Source organism: Shewanella sp. SR44-3 (assembly GCF_014163735.1).
Lineage (GTDB): Bacteria > Pseudomonadota > Gammaproteobacteria > Enterobacterales > Shewanellaceae > Shewanella.
The window spans coordinates 53,243-76,895 of sequence record NZ_JACJDV010000003.1 but is presented as its reverse complement, the minus strand read 5'-3'; the positions used below and the strand labels follow the sequence as shown (position 1 = coordinate 76,895).

General features: G+C 46.3%; 18 protein-coding genes. 8 read left to right on the top strand and 10 right to left on the bottom strand.

Annotated elements, in window-relative coordinates:
• Positions 1–206 precede the first annotated feature (206 nt).
• From panC to sfsA, 7 genes are all read right to left on the bottom strand, one after another.
• On the bottom strand, positions 207–1,052 hold the full coding sequence (gene panC / locus H5073_RS02675; protein ID WP_182676714.1) for a pantoate--beta-alanine ligase: 846 nt from the start codon (positions 1,050–1,052) through the stop codon (positions 207–209).
• Between the two features lie 83 nt (positions 1,053–1,135).
• Positions 1,136–1,930, bottom strand: coding sequence for a 3-methyl-2-oxobutanoate hydroxymethyltransferase (gene panB / locus H5073_RS02670; protein WP_182676712.1), 795 nt, complete (start codon positions 1,928–1,930; stop codon positions 1,136–1,138).
• A 71-nt stretch (positions 1,931–2,001) separates the two neighbouring features.
• Positions 2,002–2,484, bottom strand: coding sequence for a 2-amino-4-hydroxy-6-hydroxymethyldihydropteridine diphosphokinase (gene folK / locus H5073_RS02665; RefSeq protein ID WP_182676703.1), 483 nt, complete (start codon positions 2,482–2,484; stop codon positions 2,002–2,004).
• Positions 2,485–2,486: 2 nt separating this feature from the next.
• Positions 2,487–3,824 carry a polynucleotide adenylyltransferase PcnB gene (locus H5073_RS02660; protein WP_182676899.1) on the bottom strand — a complete coding sequence of 446 codons (1,338 nt, stop codon included), beginning with the start codon at positions 3,822–3,824 and terminating at the stop codon, positions 2,487–2,489.
• 216 nt (positions 3,825–4,040) lie between these two features.
• The gene (gluQRS, locus tag H5073_RS02655; protein ID WP_182676701.1) at positions 4,041–4,904 is read right to left on the bottom strand and encodes a tRNA glutamyl-Q(34) synthetase GluQRS; all 864 of its coding nucleotides are present in this window, start codon (positions 4,902–4,904) and stop codon (positions 4,041–4,043) included.
• A gap of 94 nt (positions 4,905–4,998) precedes the next feature.
• On the bottom strand, positions 4,999–5,442 hold the full coding sequence (gene dksA, locus H5073_RS02650) for an RNA polymerase-binding protein DksA (RefSeq protein ID WP_182676699.1): 444 nt from the start codon (positions 5,440–5,442) through the stop codon (positions 4,999–5,001).
• 117 nt (positions 5,443–5,559) lie between these two features.
• Entirely contained in the window at positions 5,560–6,276 is a 717-nt protein-coding gene (gene sfsA / locus H5073_RS02645) for a DNA/RNA nuclease SfsA (protein ID WP_182676697.1), read from the bottom strand.
• A 145-nt stretch (positions 6,277–6,421) separates the two neighbouring features.
• Here sfsA and pepB point away from each other — a divergent pair, with 145 nt between their 5' ends.
• From pepB to H5073_RS02620, 5 genes are all read left to right on the top strand, one after another.
• Positions 6,422–7,699 (top strand): aminopeptidase PepB, encoded by a 1,278-nt coding sequence (gene pepB / locus H5073_RS02640; protein WP_182676696.1) that lies wholly within the window; start codon positions 6,422–6,424, stop codon positions 7,697–7,699.
• A gap of 803 nt (positions 7,700–8,502) precedes the next feature.
• Positions 8,503–10,749, top strand: a complete 2,247-nt coding sequence (locus tag H5073_RS02635) for a bifunctional diguanylate cyclase/phosphodiesterase (RefSeq protein ID WP_182676694.1) — start codon at positions 8,503–8,505, stop codon at positions 10,747–10,749.
• A gap of 106 nt (positions 10,750–10,855) precedes the next feature.
• The gene (gene hrpB / locus H5073_RS02630; protein ID WP_182676692.1) at positions 10,856–13,387 is read left to right on the top strand and encodes an ATP-dependent helicase HrpB; all 2,532 of its coding nucleotides are present in this window, start codon (positions 10,856–10,858) and stop codon (positions 13,385–13,387) included.
• Positions 13,388–13,400: 13 nt separating this feature from the next.
• Positions 13,401–15,707: a penicillin-binding protein 1B gene (gene mrcB, locus H5073_RS02625; RefSeq protein ID WP_182676690.1), complete on the top strand. Its 2,307-nt coding sequence runs from the start codon at positions 13,401–13,403 to the stop codon at positions 15,705–15,707.
• Positions 15,708–15,865: 158 nt separating this feature from the next.
• A complete protein-coding gene (locus tag H5073_RS02620; RefSeq protein ID WP_182676688.1) occupies positions 15,866–16,570 on the top strand; it encodes a DUF3581 domain-containing protein in 705 nt (234 codons plus the stop codon).
• A gap of 98 nt (positions 16,571–16,668) precedes the next feature.
• Here H5073_RS02620 and H5073_RS02615 read toward each other — a convergent pair whose 3' ends face one another.
• Complete coding sequence (locus H5073_RS02615) at positions 16,669–16,854, bottom strand: cytoplasmic protein (RefSeq protein ID WP_182676686.1); 186 nt, start codon at positions 16,852–16,854, stop codon at positions 16,669–16,671.
• 199 nt (positions 16,855–17,053) lie between these two features.
• On the opposite strand from H5073_RS02615, the gene H5073_RS02610 reads away from it, so the two are divergent.
• Entirely contained in the window at positions 17,054–17,476 is a 423-nt protein-coding gene (locus H5073_RS02610) for a MarR family winged helix-turn-helix transcriptional regulator (RefSeq protein ID WP_259394802.1), read from the top strand.
• A 339-nt stretch (positions 17,477–17,815) separates the two neighbouring features.
• Here H5073_RS02610 and H5073_RS02605 read toward each other — a convergent pair whose 3' ends face one another.
• Entirely contained in the window at positions 17,816–20,011 is a 2,196-nt protein-coding gene (locus tag H5073_RS02605) for a S46 family peptidase (protein WP_182676682.1), read from the bottom strand.
• A gap of 153 nt (positions 20,012–20,164) precedes the next feature.
• Here H5073_RS02605 and dnaB point away from each other — a divergent pair, with 153 nt between their 5' ends.
• Entirely contained in the window at positions 20,165–21,571 is a 1,407-nt protein-coding gene (gene dnaB / locus H5073_RS02600) for a replicative DNA helicase (RefSeq protein ID WP_182676680.1), read from the top strand.
• A gap of 84 nt (positions 21,572–21,655) precedes the next feature.
• Positions 21,656–22,747, top strand: coding sequence for an alanine racemase (gene alr, locus H5073_RS02595; RefSeq protein WP_182676678.1), 1,092 nt, complete (start codon positions 21,656–21,658; stop codon positions 22,745–22,747).
• 89 nt (positions 22,748–22,836) lie between these two features.
• Here alr and H5073_RS02590 read toward each other — a convergent pair whose 3' ends face one another.
• Positions 22,837–23,304: a chemotaxis protein CheX gene (locus tag H5073_RS02590; protein WP_182676677.1), complete on the bottom strand. Its 468-nt coding sequence runs from the start codon at positions 23,302–23,304 to the stop codon at positions 22,837–22,839.
• Positions 23,305–23,653: the final 349 nt, after the last annotated feature.

Here is a 23,653-nt window from a genome sequence, read left to right as displayed (position 1 = left end):
CGGTTCATAAAGCTATAATAACGTTCATTACTATGGCCTACCTTGAGTTATAAAACCAGCTTGTTATCAGTGTTTTTGTTGAGTATTGCTATCTTGTAGCCCTCAATATTTATGTGAGAATAATTTATTAGTAGGGTTAGCATTGAACAATGGCCACAAAAAAGGAGCCTAGGCTCCTTAATGCTTTGAATATAAACTACGGCTGATTAACGCTTAAAGCAGAGGTTGTCGATGAGGCGAGTTTTCCCCAAATACGCAGCGACTAAGATAACCAGTGGCTCTCCATCGTCCTGTGCTGGCTGCAAGTTGTCAGCATTGCATACATTCAAATAATCTAGCTTAAAGCCTGCCTGAGTTATCATGGCCTTGCCTTGAACTGTGGCTTTTTCTATGGTTTCACCTTGGCAAATCTTGCTGGCAATGAGATCAAGCGCCTGTTTGATAGTGGCGGCCGTATGTTTCTGCTCAGCAGTTAAATAGCCATTACGCGAGCTCATAGCAAGGCCAGATATTTCACGAATAGTATCAATACCTATGATATCTATCGGTAAAGATAGGTCGGCAACCATGTGTTTAATGACTAAAAGTTGCTGAAAATCCTTACGGCCGAACAGGGCGATATCTGGTTGCACTATGTTAAATAGCTTACACACAATAGTGGCTACACCGCGAAAATGCCCTGGCCGACTTGCGCCACAAAATTTCTCACCAATATCAGGAACTTCAACAAATGTCTGCTGACTTACGCCTTTTGGGTAAATGGTTTGTGGTGTAGGGGTAAATAAAAGTTCAGCCCCTGCTTCTATTAAGGCTTGGCTATCGGCCTCTAAGGTGCGCGGGTAAGCATCAAGATCTTCATGTTGACCAAATTGCATTGGGTTAACGAAAATAGACACCACCACGTGATCGGCTCTGTGCTTGGCTTCATTCACTAAGGTGATATGCCCTTGGTGTAAATTTCCCATGGTCGGCACAAAGGCAACCGACTCGCCTTTATTGCGCCAAGCCCTGACTTGGGCACGAATTGTCGAGACATCTGAACTGGTGATCATCTTGCTGAATTACCTTTAATGTTAACTTTACTGATATTGAGATCTAACCTTAATTCATTCCATGAATCGGACTGTAATGCCTGTTAAACCAAGGTGTGCTCTGCACCGGGGAAATCCCCAGCGGCGACTTCATCAATATAAGCTTTAATGGCTGAGCGTATTTCACCGGTTTGTTTAAGATAGTTTTTGGAGAATTTTGGAATGTAGCCGCTGGTAATGCCTAATACATCATGCATTACTAGAATTTGGCCATCGGTATCAGCACCTGCGCCTATGCCAATCACGGGAATTGCCAATGCTTGGGTGATGGTTTTAGCTAATGATGCAGGGATGCATTCAAGCACTAAAAGTTGCGCGCCAGCCGCTTGTAAGGCTAAGGCTTCATCTAAGATACGCTGGGCATTTTTCTCGTCTTTACCTTGCATCTTAAAGCCGCCAAACACATGCACAGACTGCGGCGTTAATCCTAAGTGACCACAAACAGGGATCCCCCGCTGAGTCAGCATGGTGACTGTGTCTAGTAACCAATGGCCACCCTCAACTTTGACCATATTGGCACCCGCTTGCATCAAGGTGGTGGCGTTGGTCATGGCTTGCTCTGGGGTGGCATAGCTCATAAAAGGCATGTCGGCAATAAGTAAGGCGCGGCTCACTCCACGGCGTACACAAGCTGTGTGATAGGCAACATCTGCGGTGGTGACAGGCAAGGTATCATCATGGCCTTGAAGCACCATACCTAGAGAATCGCCCACTAAAATGGCGTCAATGCCTTCGCTGTCGAAGGCGGCGGCAAAGCTTGCATCGTATGCTGTGATAGAGGTGAATTTAGTGCCTTCTTGCTTAAATTTCATCAGGGTAGAGCTAGTGACTTTTGACATAGTAAACTCTTCAAAGGTAAAGGTTATTGCTTAATACCTCTAGCTTAACGCTTTGAGCTAGGAGGTCAAATTTACTCTTGGTGCCTTTGCAATTCATCACGCATTGCTGGAGATATCAACTGATTAAGCCGGGTTTTGCAAGGAAGCGTTAGCTCAGGGGCGATATCAAACAAAGGCACTAACACGAAGCTGCGCTGTTTCATGCCGTAATGAGGCAGGGTGAGCCGTTCGGAGTTAAGACAAAGATCATCGTATAGCAGCATGTCTAAGTCTAAAGTTCTTGGCCCCCAGCGCAGCAGTCTTTGCCTGCCTTGATTTAACTCAATGGCTTGCAGTGCATCGAGTAATTCAAGCGGTGACAGGGAGGTGTGAAAGCTAGCGACACCATTAAGGTATTCAGGCTGTGGAATATCACCCATGGGCACTGAGCGATAAAAAGGTGACACTGTAAGGCTGTCTGCTTCAGCCAGCTTAGCCAGCGCTTGGGCGGCACTGTTAAGCTGCTGTAGCGGTTCGTCTAGATTAGCGCCGAGGGCGATATAAACCAATGCCATGATTAATCAGTAGATTTTGTCGCACTTTTGGCGGCACTGTTAGCACTACTCCCAGAGCCGCTGGGCTTGCGACGTTTTCTTGGGCCTGTGCTGCGATTGCGGCTAACGCCTTTGCTTGACTCTTTTACGAACTGACTGCGGCTCTCTTCGTCGGCTTCGACAAAGCTTTGCCACCAAGCTGCAGATTTAGCGATAGTGCCAGCTTCTGTTTCACCTCTAAGCAGTAGCAAGTCGTATGCTGCGCGGAATTTAGGGTGCTCAAACAACTTGAAGGAACGGGTATTTTGGCCGCGCTCAAGACGTAACTGTAATTGCCAGATATCTTTTGCTGGTGTGCTAAAACGGCGTGGAATGCTGATGGTTTGGCATTGCTGCTCCATCACATCACCCATGGCTGCAACGTGTGCATCATAAGCGCTTAAGCCGATTTCCATCGCCATATCTTCCGCGCGACGCTTTAGCGGGTACCATAGCATGGCTGCATAAAAGAAGGCCGGGGTTACTGGTTTATCTTGGCTAACACGAAGATCGGTATTGCGCATAATGGCGCGTACCATGCGGGCGGTGTCACCTTTTGGTGATTCGTCCAGTAAAGCTTGCACCTGAGGAAATAATGGCGCAAATAAACCAAATTTCAGCATTAATTCAAAGTTTGCTTCCGCTTTACCTGCAAAGAAGAGTTTCAGCACTTCTTCGTACATGCGCGCTGCAGGAATATCAGCCAGCAGATTTGCAAGCTCAGCAATTGGCGCGGCGGTGACTGGCTCAATTTGCATATCCAGTTTAGTGGCAAAACGCACCGCCCTTAACATCCGCACCGGATCTTCACGGTAGCGCGTCTCAGGATCGCCAATCATCTTGATACTTTTATTACGTAAATCGTCCATACCGCCACCATAACTGCGGATAGAATAGTCACTGATATCATAATATAAGGCGTTAACGGTGAAATCGCGGCGTTCGGCATCTTCGTCTATTTCGCCATAGACGTTGTCGCGTAATAGGCGGCCTTCAGCGTTTGATTTAGAGATTTTTTCGTTGCTTTCGCCGTGATGACCACGGAAAGTGGCAACTTCAATCACGTCGCGACCAAAGACGATGTGCGCCAATCTAAAGCGGCGACCGACTAAGCGGCAATTGCGAAACAGTGCTTTGATTTCATCAGGGGTGGCATTGGTGACCACATCAAAATCTTTAGGCTCTAAGCCAAGCAGAATATCGCGTACCCCACCGCCGACCAAATAGGCTTTATAGCCTGATTTACTTAAGCGGTAGAGAACTTTAAGTGCGTTTTCACTGATCTGCCTTCGAGAAATATCGTGGCCATCTCTGGAAACGATATCAAGACGTAAGCTGCCACTAGAGTCTAGTGCGGCTTCGGTCGGCGCAGCTTCGTTGCTACTAAAAAGCTGTTTGCAGAATTGGCTTATACGGCGAAAAATAATACACCTCGAACGACTTAAGTGAATAGGGTAAAAATATGGCGGCTATCATATACCAATTAGTTGCTAATGAGTATATCCGATCAACATGATAGCGATCTCGGCGAATTAAACTTACAGCAAGATCTCAGTATGTGCAGGTATATCTTTAAGCACAAACTGCTTAATGGCTTGCTCAAGCATGATGTTAGCTGGGGCTAACTCAACCTTTGCTTGACCTAAAAAGTTCAAAGCGGCATTGATACTAGGGCCAGGATTTAGTAAGTCAATGGCTTGTGCATGGTTCTGTTTGGAAAGCTTAAGCCCAGGTTCAGTACAAGCTAATGGTAAATGCAGCCAGCTGGGTTCAGTTAAACCTAATATGCGATAGAGGCTAATTTGTCTCACTGTGGGTTGCAGTAAATCGCTGCCCCTGACCACCTCAGTTATCCCTTGGTAGGCATCATCGAGCACCACTGCCAATTGATAGGCATAAAGGCCGTCACTGCGTTTGACAATAAAATCTTCTCCAGCAAAGTGTGCATCTTGGATAACTGTGCCCATCAAGGCGTCATCGAAACGGTCGACTTTACTGTGATTGACGATACGCACAGCGCCTGAAGTTAATTTTGGGCGGCATAGATTGCAGCGGCCATCATAGGTGCCGCCCATCAGTTGGATTTGTTTGCGGCTGCAGTGGCAAAAATAGGCTTTATCTTGGGCTATCCATTGATCTATTTGCGTCTGATAAGTTTCTATACGTTGACTTTGATAAAGTACTTCTTCATCCCATTCAAAACCGTAGGCTGTGAGAGTATGAAGAATTTGGCTGCTGGCACCAGCAATTTCTCGAGGGGGATCGATATCTTCAATGCGCAGCAGCCATTTCCCCCCAAGGCTTTTAGCACGTAAATAGCTGCCCAGTGCGGCAACCAGAGACCCAAAATGTAATGGTCCAGAAGGGGAAGGGGCGAAACGACCTCGATATAGAACAGTCACCTAAATACCTTAATGATGTTGATTGCCGATAAATAAACAGGGCGAGCCTAAGCTCGCCCTGTTGGGTCGGTATCTTGAGAGCATAAGTCTCAATTTAGCCCGCCATTTGCTTTTCTTTGATCTCGGCTAACGTCTTACAATCGATACACTGATCGGCTGTTGGACGCGCCTCTAAGCGACGGATACCAATTTCAACACCACACGAGTCGCAGAATCCAAAATCGTCTTCTTCAATCTTTTGCAGTGTTTTTTCAATTTTCTTAATCAGTTTACGTTCTCTATCACGAGCACGTAACTCTAAGCTGAACTCTTCCTCTTGAGCCGCACGATCGACCGGATCGGGAAAGTTTGCCGCTTCGTCTTGCATGTGAGATAGGGTGCGGTCAACTTCTTCACGTAATTGATTGCGCCAAGCATCGAGGATCACTTTAAAGTGACTACGTTGCTTTGGATTCATGTATTCCTCACCGGCTTTCTCTTGGTAAGGATCGACTCCTGCGATAGCGAGTACGCCGAGTTTTTTAGTGCCTTCTGGCATAACGCATCTCCTGTGATCTTTTGCGTTTTAAGGGCGTCTTAAATTTATGGCCGCTATCTATAACAGAATCTCTATAGCGTGGCAAATAATTTGCGGAGTATTTTGTCTCAGCACGGATTAAGTTATTACAGGGCAAGGTGTCAATAATTGACTTTCCTGAGGCGACATGTGCGTTTGATAGGCTATAACTTCGACGCCCGCATCGAGCGCTTGAGTCAATAGGTCACTATAGGCTGCATCTATGTGCCTTGCAGGGCTTACACTAGTAATACCTGAGTGCTGAACCACAAAAAGTAATACCGCCCTATGTCCTTGTTCTACCATGTGAATAAGTTCACGTAAGTGTTTTTGGCCTCGCACAGTCACAGAATCTGGAAAGTAACCTGTGCCTGAGTTCGAACCTTCGTCTAACAAGGTACAGCTTTTCACTTCAATATAACAGCTTGGCCGAGTGTCACTGCTTAATAGTATGTCGATACGGCTGTTTTCTTCGCCGTATTTAACTTCCCGTTTTAGGGTGTCATAACCTGTAAGCTCTGTGATTATGCCTGAGTTTATCGCTTCCTCGGCTAGGGCGTTAGCACGGCCGGTATTGATGCCAATCAAGTGCTTATCTGGGGTGTTTGATAATTCCCAAGTGTGAGCGTATTTACGCTTAGGATTGTCTGAAGTTGAAAACCACACCGTTTCGCCGGGGAATAAGCAGTTTTTCATTGAGCCGGTATTGGGGCAGTGCAGCGTGATTTCTGTGCCATCGTCAAGTTGTACATCAGCGAGGAAGCGCTTGTAGCGCCTGAGCAGAGTACCGTGGGCCAAAGCTTTGGAGTATTGCATGATAAAACTCAGAGTGAGGACGAATAGCGCATATGGTAACAAATTTTGTCCAAGGGATTATCCTAAGCAGAGGGATCCAGTACACTGATGCCATTAGACCGAAAAATCGGTCACGTGTCAGCACAGCAATTTAAAGGAAACTGTAATGGAAATAATGATAGTTAGCCTTAGCAAGCAAGCGCCTGCCAGTATCTGGGGTAAAGCGGATGTAAGCTTTGAAGGACATCAAGCCAAAATCCATCTTATGGGCGGCGATGAGCTGCGCCAAATTCAGATGGCGGCAAGAAAAATTCGTGGTCAAGGTATTAGTCAGGTGCAACTTGAAGGCGAGTTTTGGAGCCTAGACAGCCAGTGGGCTTTCGCCCAAGGTTTTGCGACCGCTAAGCCTGGCTATCAAGTGCGTTGGTGTGGCAGCGAAATCGAAAAAGCCCAGTTGAATCAAAGATTCGAAGCCGCAAGTTTTGCTCGTAAGCTCATTAACGACACTCCTGAAGATCAGTCTCCATTAACCTTAGCCACAGAAGCGGCTCAGTGGTTAAAGGCCATTGGTGGTGACAAGGTGAGTTTCAAGATTATTGAAGGCCAAGCTTTGCTTGAAGCGCAGTGGATTGGTCTGCATGCAGTTGGCCGTGGTAGTGAGCGCCCGCCTGTGATGCTTGAGCTTGATTACAACCCATTGGGACAAGATGCCGAAGTATCAGTGGCACTAGTGGGCAAAGGCATTACCTTTGACTCTGGTGGTTACAGTATTAAATCATCGGAAGGCATGTTGGGCATGAAGTGCGACATGGGTGGGGCGGCGACAGTGACGGCAGCCTTGGGCCTTGCCATTAAAGGCGGCTTGAACAAGCGCGTTAAGCTATTTTTATGCTGCGCCGAGAACTTAATCAGCGGCCGTGCTTACAAGTTAGGTGACATCTTAACCTATAAAAATGGTGTGACAGTTGAAGTGGTTAACACAGATGCTGAAGGCCGTTTAGTGCTAGCCGATGGCTTGCAAGCCGCCTCTGACACTGGCGCGCCATTGATCATAGATGCCGCTACCTTAACCGGTGCCGCAGTGATGGCAGTTGGCGCTAACTACAATGCGATTTTCTCGCCACAAGTTGAAACTCTGCAATTGGCACAGCTGAAAGCGGCCAGTGTTGCTGAGCGTGTATGGCCATTGCCGCTAGATGCTTGGCATAAAGACATGTGCCCATCAGCCTATGCTGATACGGCCAACAGTCGCCCTGTAAAAGGTGGCGGTGCAGGCGGTGCGTCAAATGCAGCGGGTTTCCTATGGCGCTTTGTTTCACCACAAGCTAAATGGTTACACATGGATTTAGCGGGGGCATTCGATGATTCTGGTTCAGCACTGTGGGCTGCCGGCGCGACCACTCATGGCGTGCTTACCATTGCTGAAATCTTAAAAGGCGAATAAGCCTTAGCTGTACAGTAAAATCAACACAACGCCCACGGTCTTGTATCTCGGGCGTTTTTTTATGTGTATTTTTCTGTGCTGAGAGGCTATGACGAGATTGCTCTTCAATGACTACTTTCCACTTTCCACTTTCTAATCATCAATCATCAATCATCAATCATCAATCAGCACTCACATTGGCATCAATGGCCAGTGGTGGAGAATGTGATACTGAACCGAGCTTTGGGTTTTATCGTCCATAGCTGTGTTCAGCGAACAAGATCCATATAAGTGCAACTGCTGTGGGGCTAAGTTAATTTGTAGCTCTGTGTGAATGGGCTCAGCTTGGTATTGATTAACATTGGTCACCTTACGAAACAAACTAATGTGCGGGAATGGCAAACCCTAAGAATAATCGCTTAAACTCATTCGAATGCAGCTTGTGTGAATTCATAAGTGCAAACCCTTATTACTTTTAAACCTCAGCTTTTAAACCTCAATCCTTTAACCACAACTCGGGTTAAGTGCTTATTCAATGTCAATCGTTCTAGTTGCTAACGCAGTTCGATATTTAATCAGTGTGTTGTTATCTTGCCATATTTTATGGGATAAAGGCCGTTGAAAATCACGGTAAATGCTAAAAAAACTAGCCATCTTTATCTTGCTACTGTAACGTCAGCAACGGCTAAACGAATAACAATGTTAAGCGATATAACCGCTTATATTTTAGTCTGCAGCTTTAGGGGTCGACTTTTGCTTATCTCAGCGCTTTTTTGTGCTGTTTTTATCTGCCATGCTGTTGTTAAGGAAATCTTGTTAAATCGATGGAAGATTGGGCTCTCGCACGATTAAATACACAACAAATCGATTTGTCCTCTCAAAGTCAGTTAGAGGCCTATGGGCAATTAACGCGTAATGAACTTGTCAGTATTTGCTCACAACTCAATTGTGACGCCGCCTTTGTCGCCTTCCATCATGTAAAAGACTATCAAGCTCTTGGGGGCTTACTTCCGCAACAAGTGCGCTGGCTTGATAGCAAGCTTCAAAATACTGACATCGCTGAACACCGTGTCTACAGTGGCATTAATAACCTCATAAGTGCGTTGCTTGACGACAGTGCTTATTTGGATTCTGTGTTTACACAGCAGCAGTTTTCCAATGTCGATAATGCCCTTGGTGCTAGCATACTGCCGCAGCAAGCCCTTGAGGCACTGAGATCATTAACAGAATACAGTTTAGCCATGAGCCAGCCATGTAAAGTTGGCGATACTTGGCTAGTGCTTGGGGTCATTACCCATAAGTCTTTGGCCTTAGTATTAGATAAGCATGCCTACCATTTGGCTTCATCCCTTGAGTTGCAAGCATTAAGTTTTTCCATTGCCAAGAAAGACCGCCAATACCAGGAATTATTCCAGCAGCTACCTATCCCTTGTGCACTCATCGATAACGACAACCGGGTTACTCGTCAGAATCACGTTGCTAAAAATTGCCTATCTTTGGAGCTGGCCGCGAGTGTATTTACACTTTTGGAGGTGGATGACCACCCTATGCTCCATGATACCCTGCACATTGTTAGGGAAGGCTTATTAAGGCAAGCATGGTGTGAGGTCCCGTTACTCATTTCGGGGCTGCGGACTTGGTTTAAGCTCAGTTTTTGTCATGCATTGGATGAAAAAGGCCAATTGCTGATGTTGGCTGAAGATATCACTGAGCGCTATCGCTTAGCCGACCAGCTATCGTTTCACTCTAATCATGATGTGCTGACAGGCTTGCCTAATAGGGTGCAATTTGAGCTGCTGCTGAGTGAGGCCTTGCAAGATAATGACAGCTCAGATGCTTGCGTTGCTTTCCTAGATTTAGATCAATTTCAGGTTATTAATGACATCAGCGGCCATCAAGCTGGTGATGAATTGCTATGTCAAGTGGCAAAGCGCCTAAAGCTATTACTGCGTAAAGGTGATGTGGTTGCCCGCCTTGGTGGCGATGAGTTCGGTATTTTAATGTACTCAGCAAGCCAAGAGTCCGCCACTATGGTGGCAAAACGTATTTGCCACCAGTTGTCAGAGCATGAGTTCCAGTGGCGCAAGGTGAAGCATAATGTCAGCGTTAGTATGGGCTTGGCCAAGCTCGATAAAAATGCTGGCGATATTTATAGCGTGTTAAGTCAAATCGATGCATCTTGCCGTTTAGCCAAAGAAGAAGGCCGTAATCAGTGGCATTTTTACAATGAAGATGATCCGCAGATAAGTAAATTGTACAACCAGATGCTGGCTTCTGTGGATATTATCGGCGCCTTGGCGCTCAATGAGTTTGAATTGTTTTACCAGTTGATTGAACCTCTAGAAAAGTCAGAAACGGGCCTACACATGGAGGTACTGCTGCGGATGGTGCAAAAAGATGGCACTTATGTTTCGCCTGCTGTGTTTCTTCCTGCCGCCGAGCGTTACAACTTGGCCTCACGTATCGATCGCTGGGTTATTGAACATTTGCTTAAATGGGGCGCAGCTAACCTTGAGATATGGCAGCAATTAGCCATGGTGTCTATCAACCTGTCGGCACTGTCATTGGGCGATCAAAAGTTTATGAGCTGGCTTGAGATGCGGCTTATGGTTGAGCCAGAGCTGGTGGATAAACTCTGTTTTGAAATCACAGAAACTGCCGCCGTGAGTCAGTTAGATCAAGCCACCGCCTTGATTGATTTTTTGCAGCCTTTAGGGTGTAAGTTGGCATTAGATGATTTTGGCTCAGGTTTCTCAAGCTTTGCTTACCTTAAGTGCTTAGATGTGGATTTTGTTAAAATTGATGGTCAGTTTGTGGTGAACGTCTGTCAAGACAAGGGCGATAAAGCCATAGTCGCGGCTATTTGCCAACTGGGTAAAGAGATGGAGTTTGAAGTCATCGCCGAATTTGTTGAAAATGTTGATATTGGCTACCTACTGAAAAGCTTAGGCGTTGATTATGCTCAAGGCTACGCGATTAATAAACCGCAAAAATTGTCTAGCCTAACTAGCGGCCAGCGCACACCTTGGTTAATTTCTGACGCGTCTTTTTATTGCGGCGCTGACATTTAGCCTTGGCCCAGAATAGTTAGTCTCAATTCGGAATCTTTAACCTTGCTTGCCTGTGACCTTTGAGGTCAGTACACTTGAGCCAGTTTTCATTTAAGAAGTTGTTTCCTTGTCGTCATTACCCATAGCAGACTTATTTCCTGAGCTTAGACAGCAACTCGCAAGCCATAGGCAAATCATCATAGAGGCGCCCACTGGCGCGGGTAAATCCACGGCGCTGCCTTTGGAGATGCTCAGCTGGCCTGAAATTACTGGCCGGATTTTGATGTTGGAGCCAAGGCGAGTCGCCACCCGCAGCGTGGCGCAGTTTATTGCCAAGCAGCTTAACCAGCCAGTGGGTCATACGGTCGGGTTTAGGGTGCGAGGCGAAAGCAAAGTCAGCCGTGACACCCGCCTTGAAATCGTCACCGAAGGCATATTGACGCGAATGATCCAGGACGACCCGGAACTCACGGGTATTGATGTGATTATTTTTGATGAAATCCACGAACGCCACTTAACCACAGATTTGGGCTTAGCCTTGGCCTTAGAAGTTCAAGCATCTTTACGGGATGATTTACGCTTGATTGCCATGTCGGCGACCTTATCTGGCTTACCTTTAGAAAGCTTAATGCCAGAGGCGGCGAAGCTTATAAGTCTTGGGCGCAGCTTTAAGGTAGATATTGAATATCGCCCCGTCCCCAGTCAACAGCAGTGGCTCGATCATATGGGCCGAGTCATTGTTGAGTTACTCACCAATACCGAATCATCAGGTGAGCAAGTATTGCAAGGTGGCTTACTGGCCTTTTTGCCTGGTAAGGGCGAAATTCAGCGTCTAAGTAGCCTGTTATCACTGCGGCTCGACCCCAGTCAGTTCTTGATTTGCCCTCTTTATGGTGAGTTATCAGCCTCAGAGCAAGATAAGGCGATTGCACCTGCCAAGGCTGGGGTTCGCAAAGTCGTATTGGCGACCAATGTGGCTGAATCCAGTTTAACCATTAGTGATATCACCATGGTGGTCGACAGCGGTTATAAACGCGGCGCCAGTTTTAATCCGAGAACCGGCGTCACTCGCCTTGGATTGAAACGCATCAGTCAAGCATCTGCGATACAGCGAAGCGGCCGTGCGGGCCGTGTGGCTCAAGGTTTAGGGATACGGCTTTGGAGCCAGGAAGAACAAGGGCGATGGCTAACGGCTGATGATGCAGAAATTGCCACCGCAGAGTTAGTTTCGATGGCGCTTGAGTCTGCGGCTTGGGGCGTTAATGCATTTTCGTCGCTGCCATTACTCAGCCAGCCGCCAGCTGTGCATGAACAACTGAGTTGGCAGTTATTGCAACGCCTTGAGCTAGTGGATGAAACTAAAAAAATCACCGTATTAGGTCAAGCAGCTCATGCTTTGGGCTGTCATCCAAGGCTTGGGCACATGTTACTCAAGGCTAAAGCACTCGCTTCTAAAAACAGCAGTTTAGTTGATTTAGCTTGCCTGCTTGCAGGGATTGTTGAAGCCCGTGGTTTGCCAAGAAAAGGCGCTGACATCAGCGGCTATTTGGCCCTGGCAACTCAAGGCAGTATGGGGCAACAAGCGCGCAATTGGCAGCGAAAACTCTCGGTGAGTGGCAATTTAGAGCTGGCAGTGCGCCATGCTAACAACAGTGATATTAGCCTGCTATTAGCACTGGCATTTCCCGATAGAATCGCAAAGGCCAGAGGTAAAGAAGGATTTTTATTGAGTAACGGCACTGGAGTCACCTTAGATGCCGCGGATCCTTTATCTTTGAGTCCATGGCTTGTGGTCGCCGATTTTCAAGAAAATGAGGGCCGCACAGCGGGAAGAGTCTATCTTGCCGCCGAGCTTGATATGAGCTTATTCGATGATGAATTAGCCTATTTGGTCACCAAAGAAACCCATTGCGGCTGGGATGAAGATAAAGGGCGCTTCTTTGGTGAGACTCGCCATCGCTTGGGGCAAATTGTGCTAAAGACCCAAGCTGGGCAAGTGCCAGATGCCCAAGGGCGGGCGGCGGCCTTGATTGGGCTTATTCGCGAGAAAGGATTAAGCCTAGTTAATGTGGATGCTGCTGTTATCGAACTGCAAAACCGCGTACAGTTAGCCGAGTTTTTTGCCCCTGAGTATCATTGGCCAAGTATGGGTAATGAGGCATTGTTAGCCGAACTTGAAAGCTGGCTAGGGCCGTATTTAACTGAAATTAATAACTTAACTAAGTTAAGCAAGCTTAATATATTGCCATTTTTGTGTTCGCGCCTTAGCTGGGAGCAAAATAAAACATTGGATCAACTTGCGCCGAGCCATTGGCCGATGGCAACGGGGACTCGCGCACCCATTAGCTATCATTACCAGCAAGAAGAAGGCGGTGAGGTTCAAGCTCAAGCGCGCTTAAGCGTGCGGTTACAAGAAGCTTATGGCCTGAGCGAAAGCCCGGTTTTATTTAATGGCAAATTAACCGTGACTATGGCCTTGTTATCACCAGCCCAGCGACCTTTGGCGTTAACCTCAGACTTAGCCAGTTTCTGGCAAGGCCCTTATGTGGAAGTGAAAAAAGAAATGCGCGGCCGTTATCCAAAACATTTATGGCCTGACGATCCTATCAATACTGTGCCGACCAAGTTTACTAAGAAAAAAACGCCAGGTTTGAATTAATTAAAGAAGCCCCATGACGACTAAAGCAAAATCGAAATCTAAATCAAAAAAATCGCGTAAATCAGGTACTTCTTGGTTAGCTCGCCTATGGTCATTAGGCTGGAAGTTAAGTCTTGTGGTGCTGGCTTTTTGCAGCTTTTATTCTATTTACTTAGATCAAATAATCGCCCGTAAATTTGAAGGCCAAAAATGGCACCTTCCAGCGCAAGTGTTCAGTCGCTCCATGGCGCTCTATCCTGGCGCTGCGGTGAACCATCCACAATTAATGGCCGAGCTTAAGCTGCTGGGCTATCGCAAAGTCGCTAATCCTAGCCAAGTGGGGGAGTTTTCCGCCTCTAGCACCCGTATTGAACTGTGGCGCCGACCCTTCCTGCATCCTGAAGGAGATCAAGCGGAGCAGCGAGTGATGATAAGTTTTGATAGTTTCGGGATTAATTCCGTTAGGCGCATGACGGATAAACGCGAGCTGGCGGTGTTCCATCTTGAGCCAGTATTGCTGGACAGAATTATTGCAGGAGATGGCGAAGACAGAGTCTTTGTGGACACAAAAGCCATGCCACAGGCGATTGTTGATGCGCTGATCTTAGTGGAGGATCGCAGTTTTTATGATCATCACGGTGTTAATCCCTTTGCCATAGCGCGAGCCGCTTTAGTTAATTTAAGCGCCGGGCGTACAGTACAAGGTGGCTCAACCTTGACGCAGCAGCTGGCGAAGAATTTTTTCTTAAGCAGTGAGCGCTCCATAGTGCGTAAACTACGCGAAGCGTTAATGGCGATTATTATAGATTTTCGCTACAGCAAGGATGAAATTTTAGAAGCCTATTTGAATGAAGTCTACATGGGCCAAGACAAGTCTCGCGGTGTACACGGCATGGGGCTGGCCTCGCAGTTTTATTTTGGCCGCCCAGTGGCTGAGCTCACCATAGCGCAGCAAGCATTTTTAGTGGCCGTGATTAAAGGGCCGTCTTATTACAACCCATGGCGTTACCCAGAACGCTCACAAGAACGCCGTGATTTAGTGCTGCGATTACTGATGGAAGACAATAAATTAACTGTGGCGCAGTACAAGGCTGCGGCGCGCTCACCTTTAGCACTTCGGGATCCAAAACGTTCGGCTCATCAGCAATTACCTGCCTTCTTTGCTGTGGTTAAAAATGAGCTGAAGGAGCGTTATGGCACAGGGCTATTAAAAGAGTCTGGGGTTAAGGTCTACACTACCCTTGATCCTATGGCGCAAGAGGCGGCTGAAAAAGCGGTAGTGTCGACCATGAAGTCTTTAGAATCGCGGACTAAAAATGTCCAAGTGGGTATGGTAGTTACGGATAAGTACACTGGTGGTATTGCGGCGATGGTGGGTGATAAAGTGCCTGGTTTTAGCGGTTATAATCGTGCGGTTGAAATTCGCCGCCCGATAGGATCGTTAGTGAAACCCTTTGTCTATGCCACAGCATTAACCCAAGGGGATAAATTTACCTTAGCGACCCCAATTGATGATAAGCCCATCAGCTTGAAAAATGAGCAAGGTAAGGTTTGGTCACCTAAAAACGTGGATAAAAAATTCTCAGGTTCAGTGCCATTAATGACAGCCTTTAAGCAGTCAATGAACGTGCCGACTGTAAATGTGGGCATCAAAGTGGGGGTGAATAATGTGGCCCAAACCTTAGCGAGTGCAGGGTGGTCAGAACCTATTAGCCCTTATCCATCTATGTTATTAGGTGCAATAAATGGCTCGCCTTTAATGGTAGCTCAGGCTTATCAAACCTTGGCTAATGGCGGTCGTTATCGCCCACTAACGACAATTACAGCGGTGCTGGATAGCCAAAATCGGCCTTTAGAGGTGACTCAGCTGAGTCCGGTACAAGTGATGTCGCCAGCAGCTGATTATTTAGTGCAATACGCCATGCAGCAGGTGGTGCGTTCAGGTACAGCAAGTCGTCTTGGTAAGGCGTTTCCTGGGGTTGCTTTGGCGGGAAAAACCGGCACCAGTAACGACAGCCGCGACTCTTGGTTTGCCGGTTTTGATGAACGAAATGTCGCCGCCATTTGGGTTGGCCGTGATGATAACGGTAAAACCAATTTGTATGGCAGCAGTGGCGCTATGGCAGTGTATCAAGCTTTCTTAGCACAAAGGCCACCATTAAGCTTACGTATGCCAGCTGTTGACGGAGTAGTACAAGGCTTTTTTGATCGCAGAACGGGAGTGGCAATGGAGCTTGAGTGCGGTGATGTGCAAGCCTTGCCAGCTTTAAGCCAAAGTTACCAGCCTGCGGCTAATTGTGGTCAACCGCTATCTTGGTGGCAGCAGTTACTGGGAAAATAACTAAGACAGTGGCTTCTAGGTAGACCTTTGATGCACTTGAGCCTATTGTGGGCTCAAGTCATCGGGTGAGTTATTTTGAACTTTTACTATAAACTTGCGCCAAAATGAGTTTGGCACCCTGGTATATGGTTGCGTCAATTACAGAAGAATCCAATAATATGTTTTTATCTCCTTATTTTTCAAATAATAACGGCAAAGTGGTTATTTCTTCCGAGCAAGCAAGTGACTTTGCTAAGCAGGTTGCTCAAGACTTCAACCCTATTCATGATGTAGGCGCAAAGCGTTTCTGTGTTCCTGGGGATCTGTTATTTGCACTTATCTTGACCCAATACGGCTTAAGCCAGAACATGACCTTTAAATTTGCAGGCATGGTAGGGGATGGTGTTGAGCTTGAGATAAATCCAAATACTGGCAATGAATTTAGTCTTTGTGATACTCGAGGTAAGACCTACCTTAATGTGACTCGCAGTGGTGAAATGAACGGCTGTGACGTGCAAAAAGAAGCCTTTATTCGCAGTTACGTGGCCTTTTCAGGGCTTAATTTCATTCATGTATTAATTCCTTTGATGAAAGCCAATAAGGTGATGATCAATCCCGATCGCCCCTTGGTGATCTACGAGAGTATGTCATTCCATTTAGACACCTTAGATTTCAGTGAGATGAGCCTACATTTAGCCTCACAAGAACTGGCGATAGACGGCAAGCGTGGCGATGTTAGCTTAACCTTTGAGTTGTTGAGTGAAGGAAAAATCATTGGTACAGGCACCAAGACTTTAGTGCTAAGCGGCCTGCGTGAATATGAAGAAACAGCCGTTCAAGGCATGTGTAATACTTATGAATCGCGCAAGACTATGTTCTCTTAGCGCTTGGCTTAAGCATTAGCGTTAAATGCAATCCATAAAAATGCCTGTACTCTCAAAGAGACAGGCATTTTTGTTAGCTGCAGGATATTTTACTCGTTTTACGCCGTGGTATTAATATTGTGGCCTGAATTACCAACCGGTGCAGGCATTGCGGCTTCAATTAGCTGCAGTGCCATTTCTCCTTCAGCCCTTTGCTGTTCCTTAGCTATTTGGGCGACTTTTACCCCAATACTGCCATGTTCTAGATTCACTGGGATGCTGTCGCTACTGAGTGTAATTGCCATCTTGCTCTCATTAGGTAAATGGTTATCGTTTATCGACATCTATTGAATAAACTTTAGCCAAAATATGTCTGACCAGTTGGTGTTACAAAAGTGCTTGAGTTTGTTATTATTGTTTATCTTGCGTGCAATCTAAATAAGATTTCCTATGGAACCCCAATCCGTAATTAACCCTATCGCCATAGCAGATGAGCTCGCGCCTATGCCAGCAAGTCTTGATTCTCAAGTGTGTTTTTCATTATACAGTGCCGCTAATGCCATGGTGCGTGCCTACCGGCCATTTTTAGACGAGTTATCCCTGACCTATCCACAATATTTAGCCATGCTAGTGCTGTGGCAGCAAGATGGAGTCAGCGTGAAAATCTTAGGTGAGCAGCTGCATTTGGACTCAGGCACTTTAACGCCTCTGCTTAAACGGTTGGAGCTCAAAGGCTTAGTGTCCAGAGGGCGCAGCAGGCTTGATGAAAGAGTCGGCGTGATCAGCCTAACCAAACAAGGCGCGGCACTTAAAACCGCAGCTGGGCTTATTCCTGAAAAAATGCGCTGTAAACTTGGGGTTGAGGCCGCAGAACTGCAAAACCTTAAACTAATGTGCGATAAAGCACTGATATTGCTAGGTAACTAATGTGATTTTGTTAGTTGATCGTAAATGTTGTGGCCTTATTGCTCTTTGATTATAGTTGGTTAAGTTAGGTGGATGACTTGGGTTGCTAAAATTATTGTGATGATTGCATTATTTATGTTTACCTGTAGAGCGGACAACAGTTCATCATAATATGCTATTTTCGATAAATAGAAGTTACACAAAATTAGTTACAGCCTCTAATTGATGCCTATCTTTTATCAGTTGAGAGAAAGTTTAGCAACTGGCTTTTCGCAAACCAGCTGTCTAGTTATTGATTTTAAACAAGTAAAAGCCGCCTACATGTTAGTGCTGGCGGCTTAAGTAGTAGCAGGAAATGTATTAGTTACGTACTAATTCAAGCTCTGCGATTAAGTTGTCGGCATTGTCCACTTCATCCATCATCCACAGAATGTAGCGAAAATCCACGTGCACGGCGCGGGTGATGGTGGGGTTAAAGAACCAATCTTTAGTGATGGCTTCATAGGTGGAATCAAAGTTTAGTCCCACTAAGTCACCCTTAGCATTAAAGACTGGTGAACCTGAATTACCGCCTGTGGTGTCAACGCTTGATAAAAAGTTAACGGGCACTGAGCCAAACTTTTCTGGCGCGCCTAAACATGAAAATAACCGACATACCCATGTGCCCGGCTCTGGGTACAGGCTGTCGACTTTATGACTGCCATAGCGTTTGGCGTTAATGGCATCCACTAATTTGCTTGGCGCGTTAAATGGCTCAACTCCGGTATGCTTAGCCACTATACCTTCTAGGCGAGTGAAGGGTTGCTTGTAAAGCGCGTCTTTAGATTGATAACCATCGACCATACCGTAGGTGATCCTTAAGGTGCCGTTGGCATCGGGGTACACGGGCCAGTTGTTAGCTTGGTTGTAGGCGATAACGGCTTTCATGTAGGCAGGGCGGGCGACGGATAACTCACCCTCTAAGCGTTTCTCGGCTTTTTCTTGGGCCATATTGGCATCATATAGCGCCACAGCAAGGGCGATAAAAGGATCGCTACTGGCTTCAAAGGCTGCAACGTCGGCATTCATCCAGGCTAAACGCTTGGCTTGGTCGCTAAGCTCAGTTGCCTGATAGAAGCTGGCAAGTTTAGCGTCAAGCTGGGCTGCGGATGTGATCCCTAAGGCCTTATCAAGTGCTGCTTCTTTTAACGGCTGGGCTAAATACGCACTTAAGTCTTGTTGCCATAGCACCTTATCGACACTGGCTTCGAAGCTGCTGTCGATGCGCTCAAGCTTGGCGGTAAACATTTTCATGTCACGCTCTTGGTAACCTTGCTCGCGTTTGTCATCGCTCTTTTGCTTTTCTTTCGCTAAACGGTATAAGCTTTTTGCCGCATCTAATAAGGCGCTCGATTGGGCGTTGCTAAAATAATAGCTGCCTTGAAGCTGTTGATGTTGAGTGCTAAGTAGGCTTTGTAATTCAGTGACTAAGGCTTGGTTGGCACTTTTATCTTGCTTTAACCAAGTAAGGAAGTCATTTTCACGAGCCTGCTTAATTCCCACAATATCAGTCGCTTTAAAGCCATCTAATAGACCATTAAGCTTCTTCATGCGGTTTTCCATCGATGCCATAGTGCCAGCGTATTTGATGGCAACATCTTGGTTTTTAGCGCCCATGGCGTTAATCGTGTCTATCTGTAATTGATAGCGACTTGCATAAGTGGGGTAGAGCCAATCGCTGGCGAATTTAAGTTCGCTGGTCATGCGGTAGCGGCTGGTTGACCCAGGATAACCGGCGACAAATACGCCGTCGCCTGCTTTAACGCCATCGGCGTTGACTTTCACGAAGCTTTTAGGGGTAAAAGGCACGTTGTCCTTTGAATAGGTGGCCGGCTTGCCGTCTTTACCTACATAGGCCCGCAGGAAAGAGAAGTCGCCTGAGTGGCGTGGATATTCATAGTTATCTATGTCGCCACCATAGCCGCCAACGCTTTCTGGTGGCGCGTACACTAAACGTACGTCACGAATAATAAGCTGTTTGGTGAGATAAAATTCTAAGCCATTGTGGAAGCTATTGACTTCACAGCGGTAATTATCATCGGCTTCACAATCTTTAACCAAAGCTTTACTGTTGGTTTGGATATCTTCATAGCGCGCTAATGGATCTTCGCTTAAATTTGCCATCACTTGGGTGGTGACATCGGTCACGGCTTCTGTGATGTATAAACGCTCATTAGGGCCAGCCGAAGGCTCATCGGCTTTTGTTTTGGCTAGAAAGCCATTTTCTAAGTAGTTGTGCTCTGATTTACTGTTATATTGTATCGCTCGGTAGGCGCAGTGATGATTTGTCACAACTAGGCCTTGGGGGGAAACAAAACTGGCAGTACAATAGCCGAGGCTTACCACAGCGTTCATTGGGTATTGACTCAAGTCTGCCAATTGTTTTGCTGGGATTTTTATGCCACGTTGTTCGAGTTTTTCAGCAATAGAAGGCATTTGATAGGGTTGCCACTGGCCTTCATCACCGTAGGCGAAACCAGAGGACAGCACTAGGGCTGCAACGAGTGCAATACGCATGTTTATTCCTTATTGTTATTAGCTGTAGTCCGTAAAAACGGTTGGCGCTAGCCATTCGCTTATGTAGCGTAAATAGCCATTGCCTAAAAAGGTAAGCTTGACCCAAGTGTTATACCATATTTTGTTATTAGTCGTTGTAAATTGGGAGTAGGAATGTCACAGCAAGGTGCTTTTAAGCCCAAAAATAAGCCAAGAGATGCACAAATCGATGCACTGAAACTGCCGCCGCATTCTATTGAGGCTGAGCAGTCAGTACTCGGTGGTTTGATGCTAGATGCTGAGGCTTGGGACAGAGTGACCGAAGCCGTGGTTAGCGAGGATTTTTATTCCCGTTCTCACCGGATGATTTTTGCGGCCATGAACCGCTTAGTGGAAACCGGCCAACCGATAGATTTGATCACCGTTTCTGAGCAGCTTGAAATTGAAGATCAACTCGAAGACGCTGGTGGTTTTGCTTACTTAGGTGAAATCGCTAAAAACACTCCCAGTGCTGGCAATATTGTGTCTTACGCCGAGATTGTACGTGAGCGTGCTGTAGTACGTGAGATGATCCACGTGGCTCATGAAATTGCTGATGCGGGTTATCACCCTGAAGGTCGCGACTCTAGCGCGCTGCTAGATTTAGCCGAAACCAAGGTCTTTAAAATTGCTGAAAAACGCACTAATGCCAACGAAGGTCCTGAAGGCATTAAGAGCATTCTAGAAAAAACCGTCGACCGTATCGAAAAACTCTATAACAACCCTCATAACGGTGTTACCGGGGTATCCAGCGGCTTTGGTGATTTAGATAAAATGACCGCAGGTTTTCAGGGCGGCGACTTGATTATTGTTGCAGCCCGTCCTTCTATGGGTAAAACCACCTTCGCGATGAACTTGTGTGAACAGGCGGCGATGAATGAAGACAAGCCAGTGCTTATTTTTAGTCTTGAGATGCCCTCAGAACAGATCATGATGCGTATGCTAGCCTCATTGGGCCGAGTGGATCAAACCAAAATTCGTACCGGTCAGCTGGATGATGAAGATTGGGCCCGAGTGTCATCGACCATGGGGATCATGCTTGAACAAGGCAAGATGTACATAGATGATGGCTCAGGATTAACTCCAACTGATGTGCGCAGCCGGGCAAGACGTATTGCCCGTGAATACGGCGGCTTGTCGATGATCATGGTGGATTACCTGCAGTTGATGCAGGTGCCGTCATTATCAGATAACCGTACCTTGGAAATCGCCGAAATTTCCCGTTCACTTAAAGCCTTGGCGAAAGAGCTGAACATCCCCGTTATCGCTCTGTCGCAGCTTAACCGCTCCTTGGAGCAAAGGGCCGATAAGCGTCCGATTAACTCGGATTTACGTGAATCAGGTTCTATTGAGCAAGATGCTGATTTAATTATGTTTATTTATCGTGATGAAGTTTATAACGATGATTCACAAGATAAAGGTACCGCTGAAATCATTATTGGTAAGCAGCGTAACGGCCCGATTGGGCGAGTAAGGCTGACCTTCCAAGGCCACTATTCTCGCTTTGATAATTACGCCGGTCCTCAGTTCGAAGAAGATTAAAGCTCAACTGATGTGAAGCCCATGGCTGCTAGTGTCATTTCTGGCGGCCTTTTTGATAGTTGATAGTCGATAGAAGGCATAGCGTTGAAACCTTTTCCCCGCGCAGAAATCAGCCGCAAGGCATTACAAGCTAACTTGACTCGGATTCGAGAGTTGGCTCCCCAGAGTAAAGTTATGGCCGTGGTCAAGGCCAATGGCTATGGTCATGGGTTATTGAATGTTGCTAATAGTGTCACGGGTTATGAAAATGGCGCCGACGGTTTTGGTTTGGCTCGCTTGGAAGAGGCATTAGAGCTAAGGCGCGGCGGCGTTGAAGCTAGATTACTGTTACTTGAAGGTTTTTTCAGGGCCAGTGATTTACCCTTACTGCGCCAGCATCATATCGATACTGTGGTGCACCATGACTCACAAGTTGTAATGTTAGAGCAAGCAGAGCTTGCCACCCCGGTTACCGTGTGGATGAAAATCGATACTGGCATGCACAGGTTAGGTTTTAGCATCATTGAATTTGATGAAATTTATCAGCGTTTGCTAGCATGTAAAAATGTAGCCAAGCCAATCCATTTGATGACGCACTTTGCTTGTTCAGATGAGCCTGATAATGGTTTTACCCAAATGCAAATTGATGCTTTTGAATTGGCGACCGCCTCACTTGAAGGTGACAGGAGTCTCGCTAATTCAGCGGGGACACTATTTTGGCCCCAAAGCCAGCGAGATTGGGTCCGTGCGGGTATTGCAATTTATGGTGTGTCGCCAATGGTTGGCGATAAAGGCTGCAATCACGGCTTAGTGCCTGTGATGGAGTTGATATCACAGCTAATTTCAGTGAAGGTGCTACAGGCTGGTGAAAGCGTAGGTTATGGTGCCTATTGGCGCGCGGCCAAAGATACCCGTATTGGCGTAGTTGCTATCGGTTACGGAGATGGTTACCCAAGAAATGCGCCAGAAGGCACGCCTGTGTGGCTCAATGGTCGCCGAGTGCCTATCGTTGGCCGAGTGTCTATGGATATGTTAACTGTTGATTTAGGTGTGGATTCGCAAGATAACGTCGGCGATACGGTGCAGCTCTGGGGGAATGCATTAGCGGTAGAAGAGGTGGCCGAGCATATCGGCACTATCGCCTATGAGCTGGTGACCAAATTAACCCCAAGAGTCGCGGTTAACCTGATTTCTTAATCAGGTTGTCGCCGGGCTGTTAAAATTTAAAAAGAGCTAAGCCAAAGTATTGGCTTAGCTCTTTTTATTTAGCGCGAAAATCTAGACAGCTAAACGTCCTCGAAACAAATCTCTATATAGGCATTACCTGATTCATGGGTAAAAGGCATCAAGATTTTTTTGCCTTTGGCTTTATGAGAAATACTGTGGTTTTTACCTACCACGACTGCAGGGGTTGCCATATCAAAATCATAACCTTTATCGCTGAGTAGATTCTTGGCACCACCTGTAACCATATTGGTTATTTCACCTACCAAATCACTGACGTCATCATTTAAGTACTCAGGCCTTTCTCCCAGCATTTTATCCATGATCTCTAAAATTAGGCCTTCTTCAAAGGTGATCGATAACGATCCTTTAGTTTTAGGTCCTACCATGCCCATTAACCCAGAAATATCACCTTTAGCTAAATTATGCGTCTTTACTTGAGGCTTTCCAGGGGTGAGTTTCATGCTGGCCATGGTAGACAGCACATTGAGTAAGGAGGCTAAAAAGGGATTAATAAATTCAACATTCATGCCTAAAGTTATCCTTCAATTCAGTAACCCTGAGGAGTAATCTGTCCTCAAAATATTAGTAATATGCCCATTTATAGCACGCTTCTTTAGCTTAGATTACCCAGAACTAAATGGTAGTAATTTACTGATAAATAAATTTCATCCTAATGAGTATGGTTTATATTTCTTTTTATTCAACACCTTAGTAAGTCACTTTTATTGATGTAACATTGAGTATATCAGTTATGAGACAATTTTTTCCTAGCTAGCGCACATAACCATCATAGGTGTATTCAAATAAGCGTTAATGGGTTATTTGACGATAAGGTTTAGTGATATGCATGTGCCTAGGTATAATGCTAGCTAGGAT

What these genes read in the sequence shown, in the direction of transcription:
- panC (WP_182676714.1), bottom strand. Translation starts at nt 1,052, where the DNA reads ATGATCACCAGTTCAGATGTCTCGACAATTCGTGCCCAAGTCAGGGCT.
- panB (WP_182676712.1), bottom strand. Translation starts at nt 1,930, where the DNA reads ATGTCAAAAGTCACTAGCTCTACCCTGATGAAATTTAAGCAAGAAGGC.
- folK (WP_182676703.1), bottom strand. Translation starts at nt 2,484, where the DNA reads ATGGCATTGGTTTATATCGCCCTCGGCGCTAATCTAGACGAACCGCTA.
- dksA (WP_182676699.1), bottom strand. Translation starts at nt 5,442, where the DNA reads ATGCCAGAAGGCACTAAAAAACTCGGCGTACTCGCTATCGCAGGAGTC.
- sfsA (WP_182676697.1), bottom strand. Translation starts at nt 6,276, where the DNA reads ATGCAATACTCCAAAGCTTTGGCCCACGGTACTCTGCTCAGGCGCTAC.
- pepB (WP_182676696.1), top strand. Translation starts at nt 6,422, where the DNA reads ATGGAAATAATGATAGTTAGCCTTAGCAAGCAAGCGCCTGCCAGTATC.
- H5073_RS02635 (WP_182676694.1), top strand. Translation starts at nt 8,503, where the DNA reads ATGGAAGATTGGGCTCTCGCACGATTAAATACACAACAAATCGATTTG.
- mrcB (WP_182676690.1), top strand. Translation starts at nt 13,401, where the DNA reads ATGACGACTAAAGCAAAATCGAAATCTAAATCAAAAAAATCGCGTAAA.
- H5073_RS02620 (WP_182676688.1), top strand. Translation starts at nt 15,866, where the DNA reads ATGTTTTTATCTCCTTATTTTTCAAATAATAACGGCAAAGTGGTTATT.
- H5073_RS02615 (WP_182676686.1), bottom strand. Translation starts at nt 16,854, where the DNA reads ATGGCAATTACACTCAGTAGCGACAGCATCCCAGTGAATCTAGAACAT.
- H5073_RS02610 (WP_259394802.1), top strand. Translation starts at nt 17,054, where the DNA reads ATGCCAGCAAGTCTTGATTCTCAAGTGTGTTTTTCATTATACAGTGCC.
- H5073_RS02605 (WP_182676682.1), bottom strand. Translation starts at nt 20,011, where the DNA reads ATGCGTATTGCACTCGTTGCAGCCCTAGTGCTGTCCTCTGGTTTCGCC.
- dnaB (WP_182676680.1), top strand. Translation starts at nt 20,165, where the DNA reads ATGTCACAGCAAGGTGCTTTTAAGCCCAAAAATAAGCCAAGAGATGCA.
- H5073_RS02590 (WP_182676677.1), bottom strand. Translation starts at nt 23,304, where the DNA reads ATGAATGTTGAATTTATTAATCCCTTTTTAGCCTCCTTACTCAATGTG.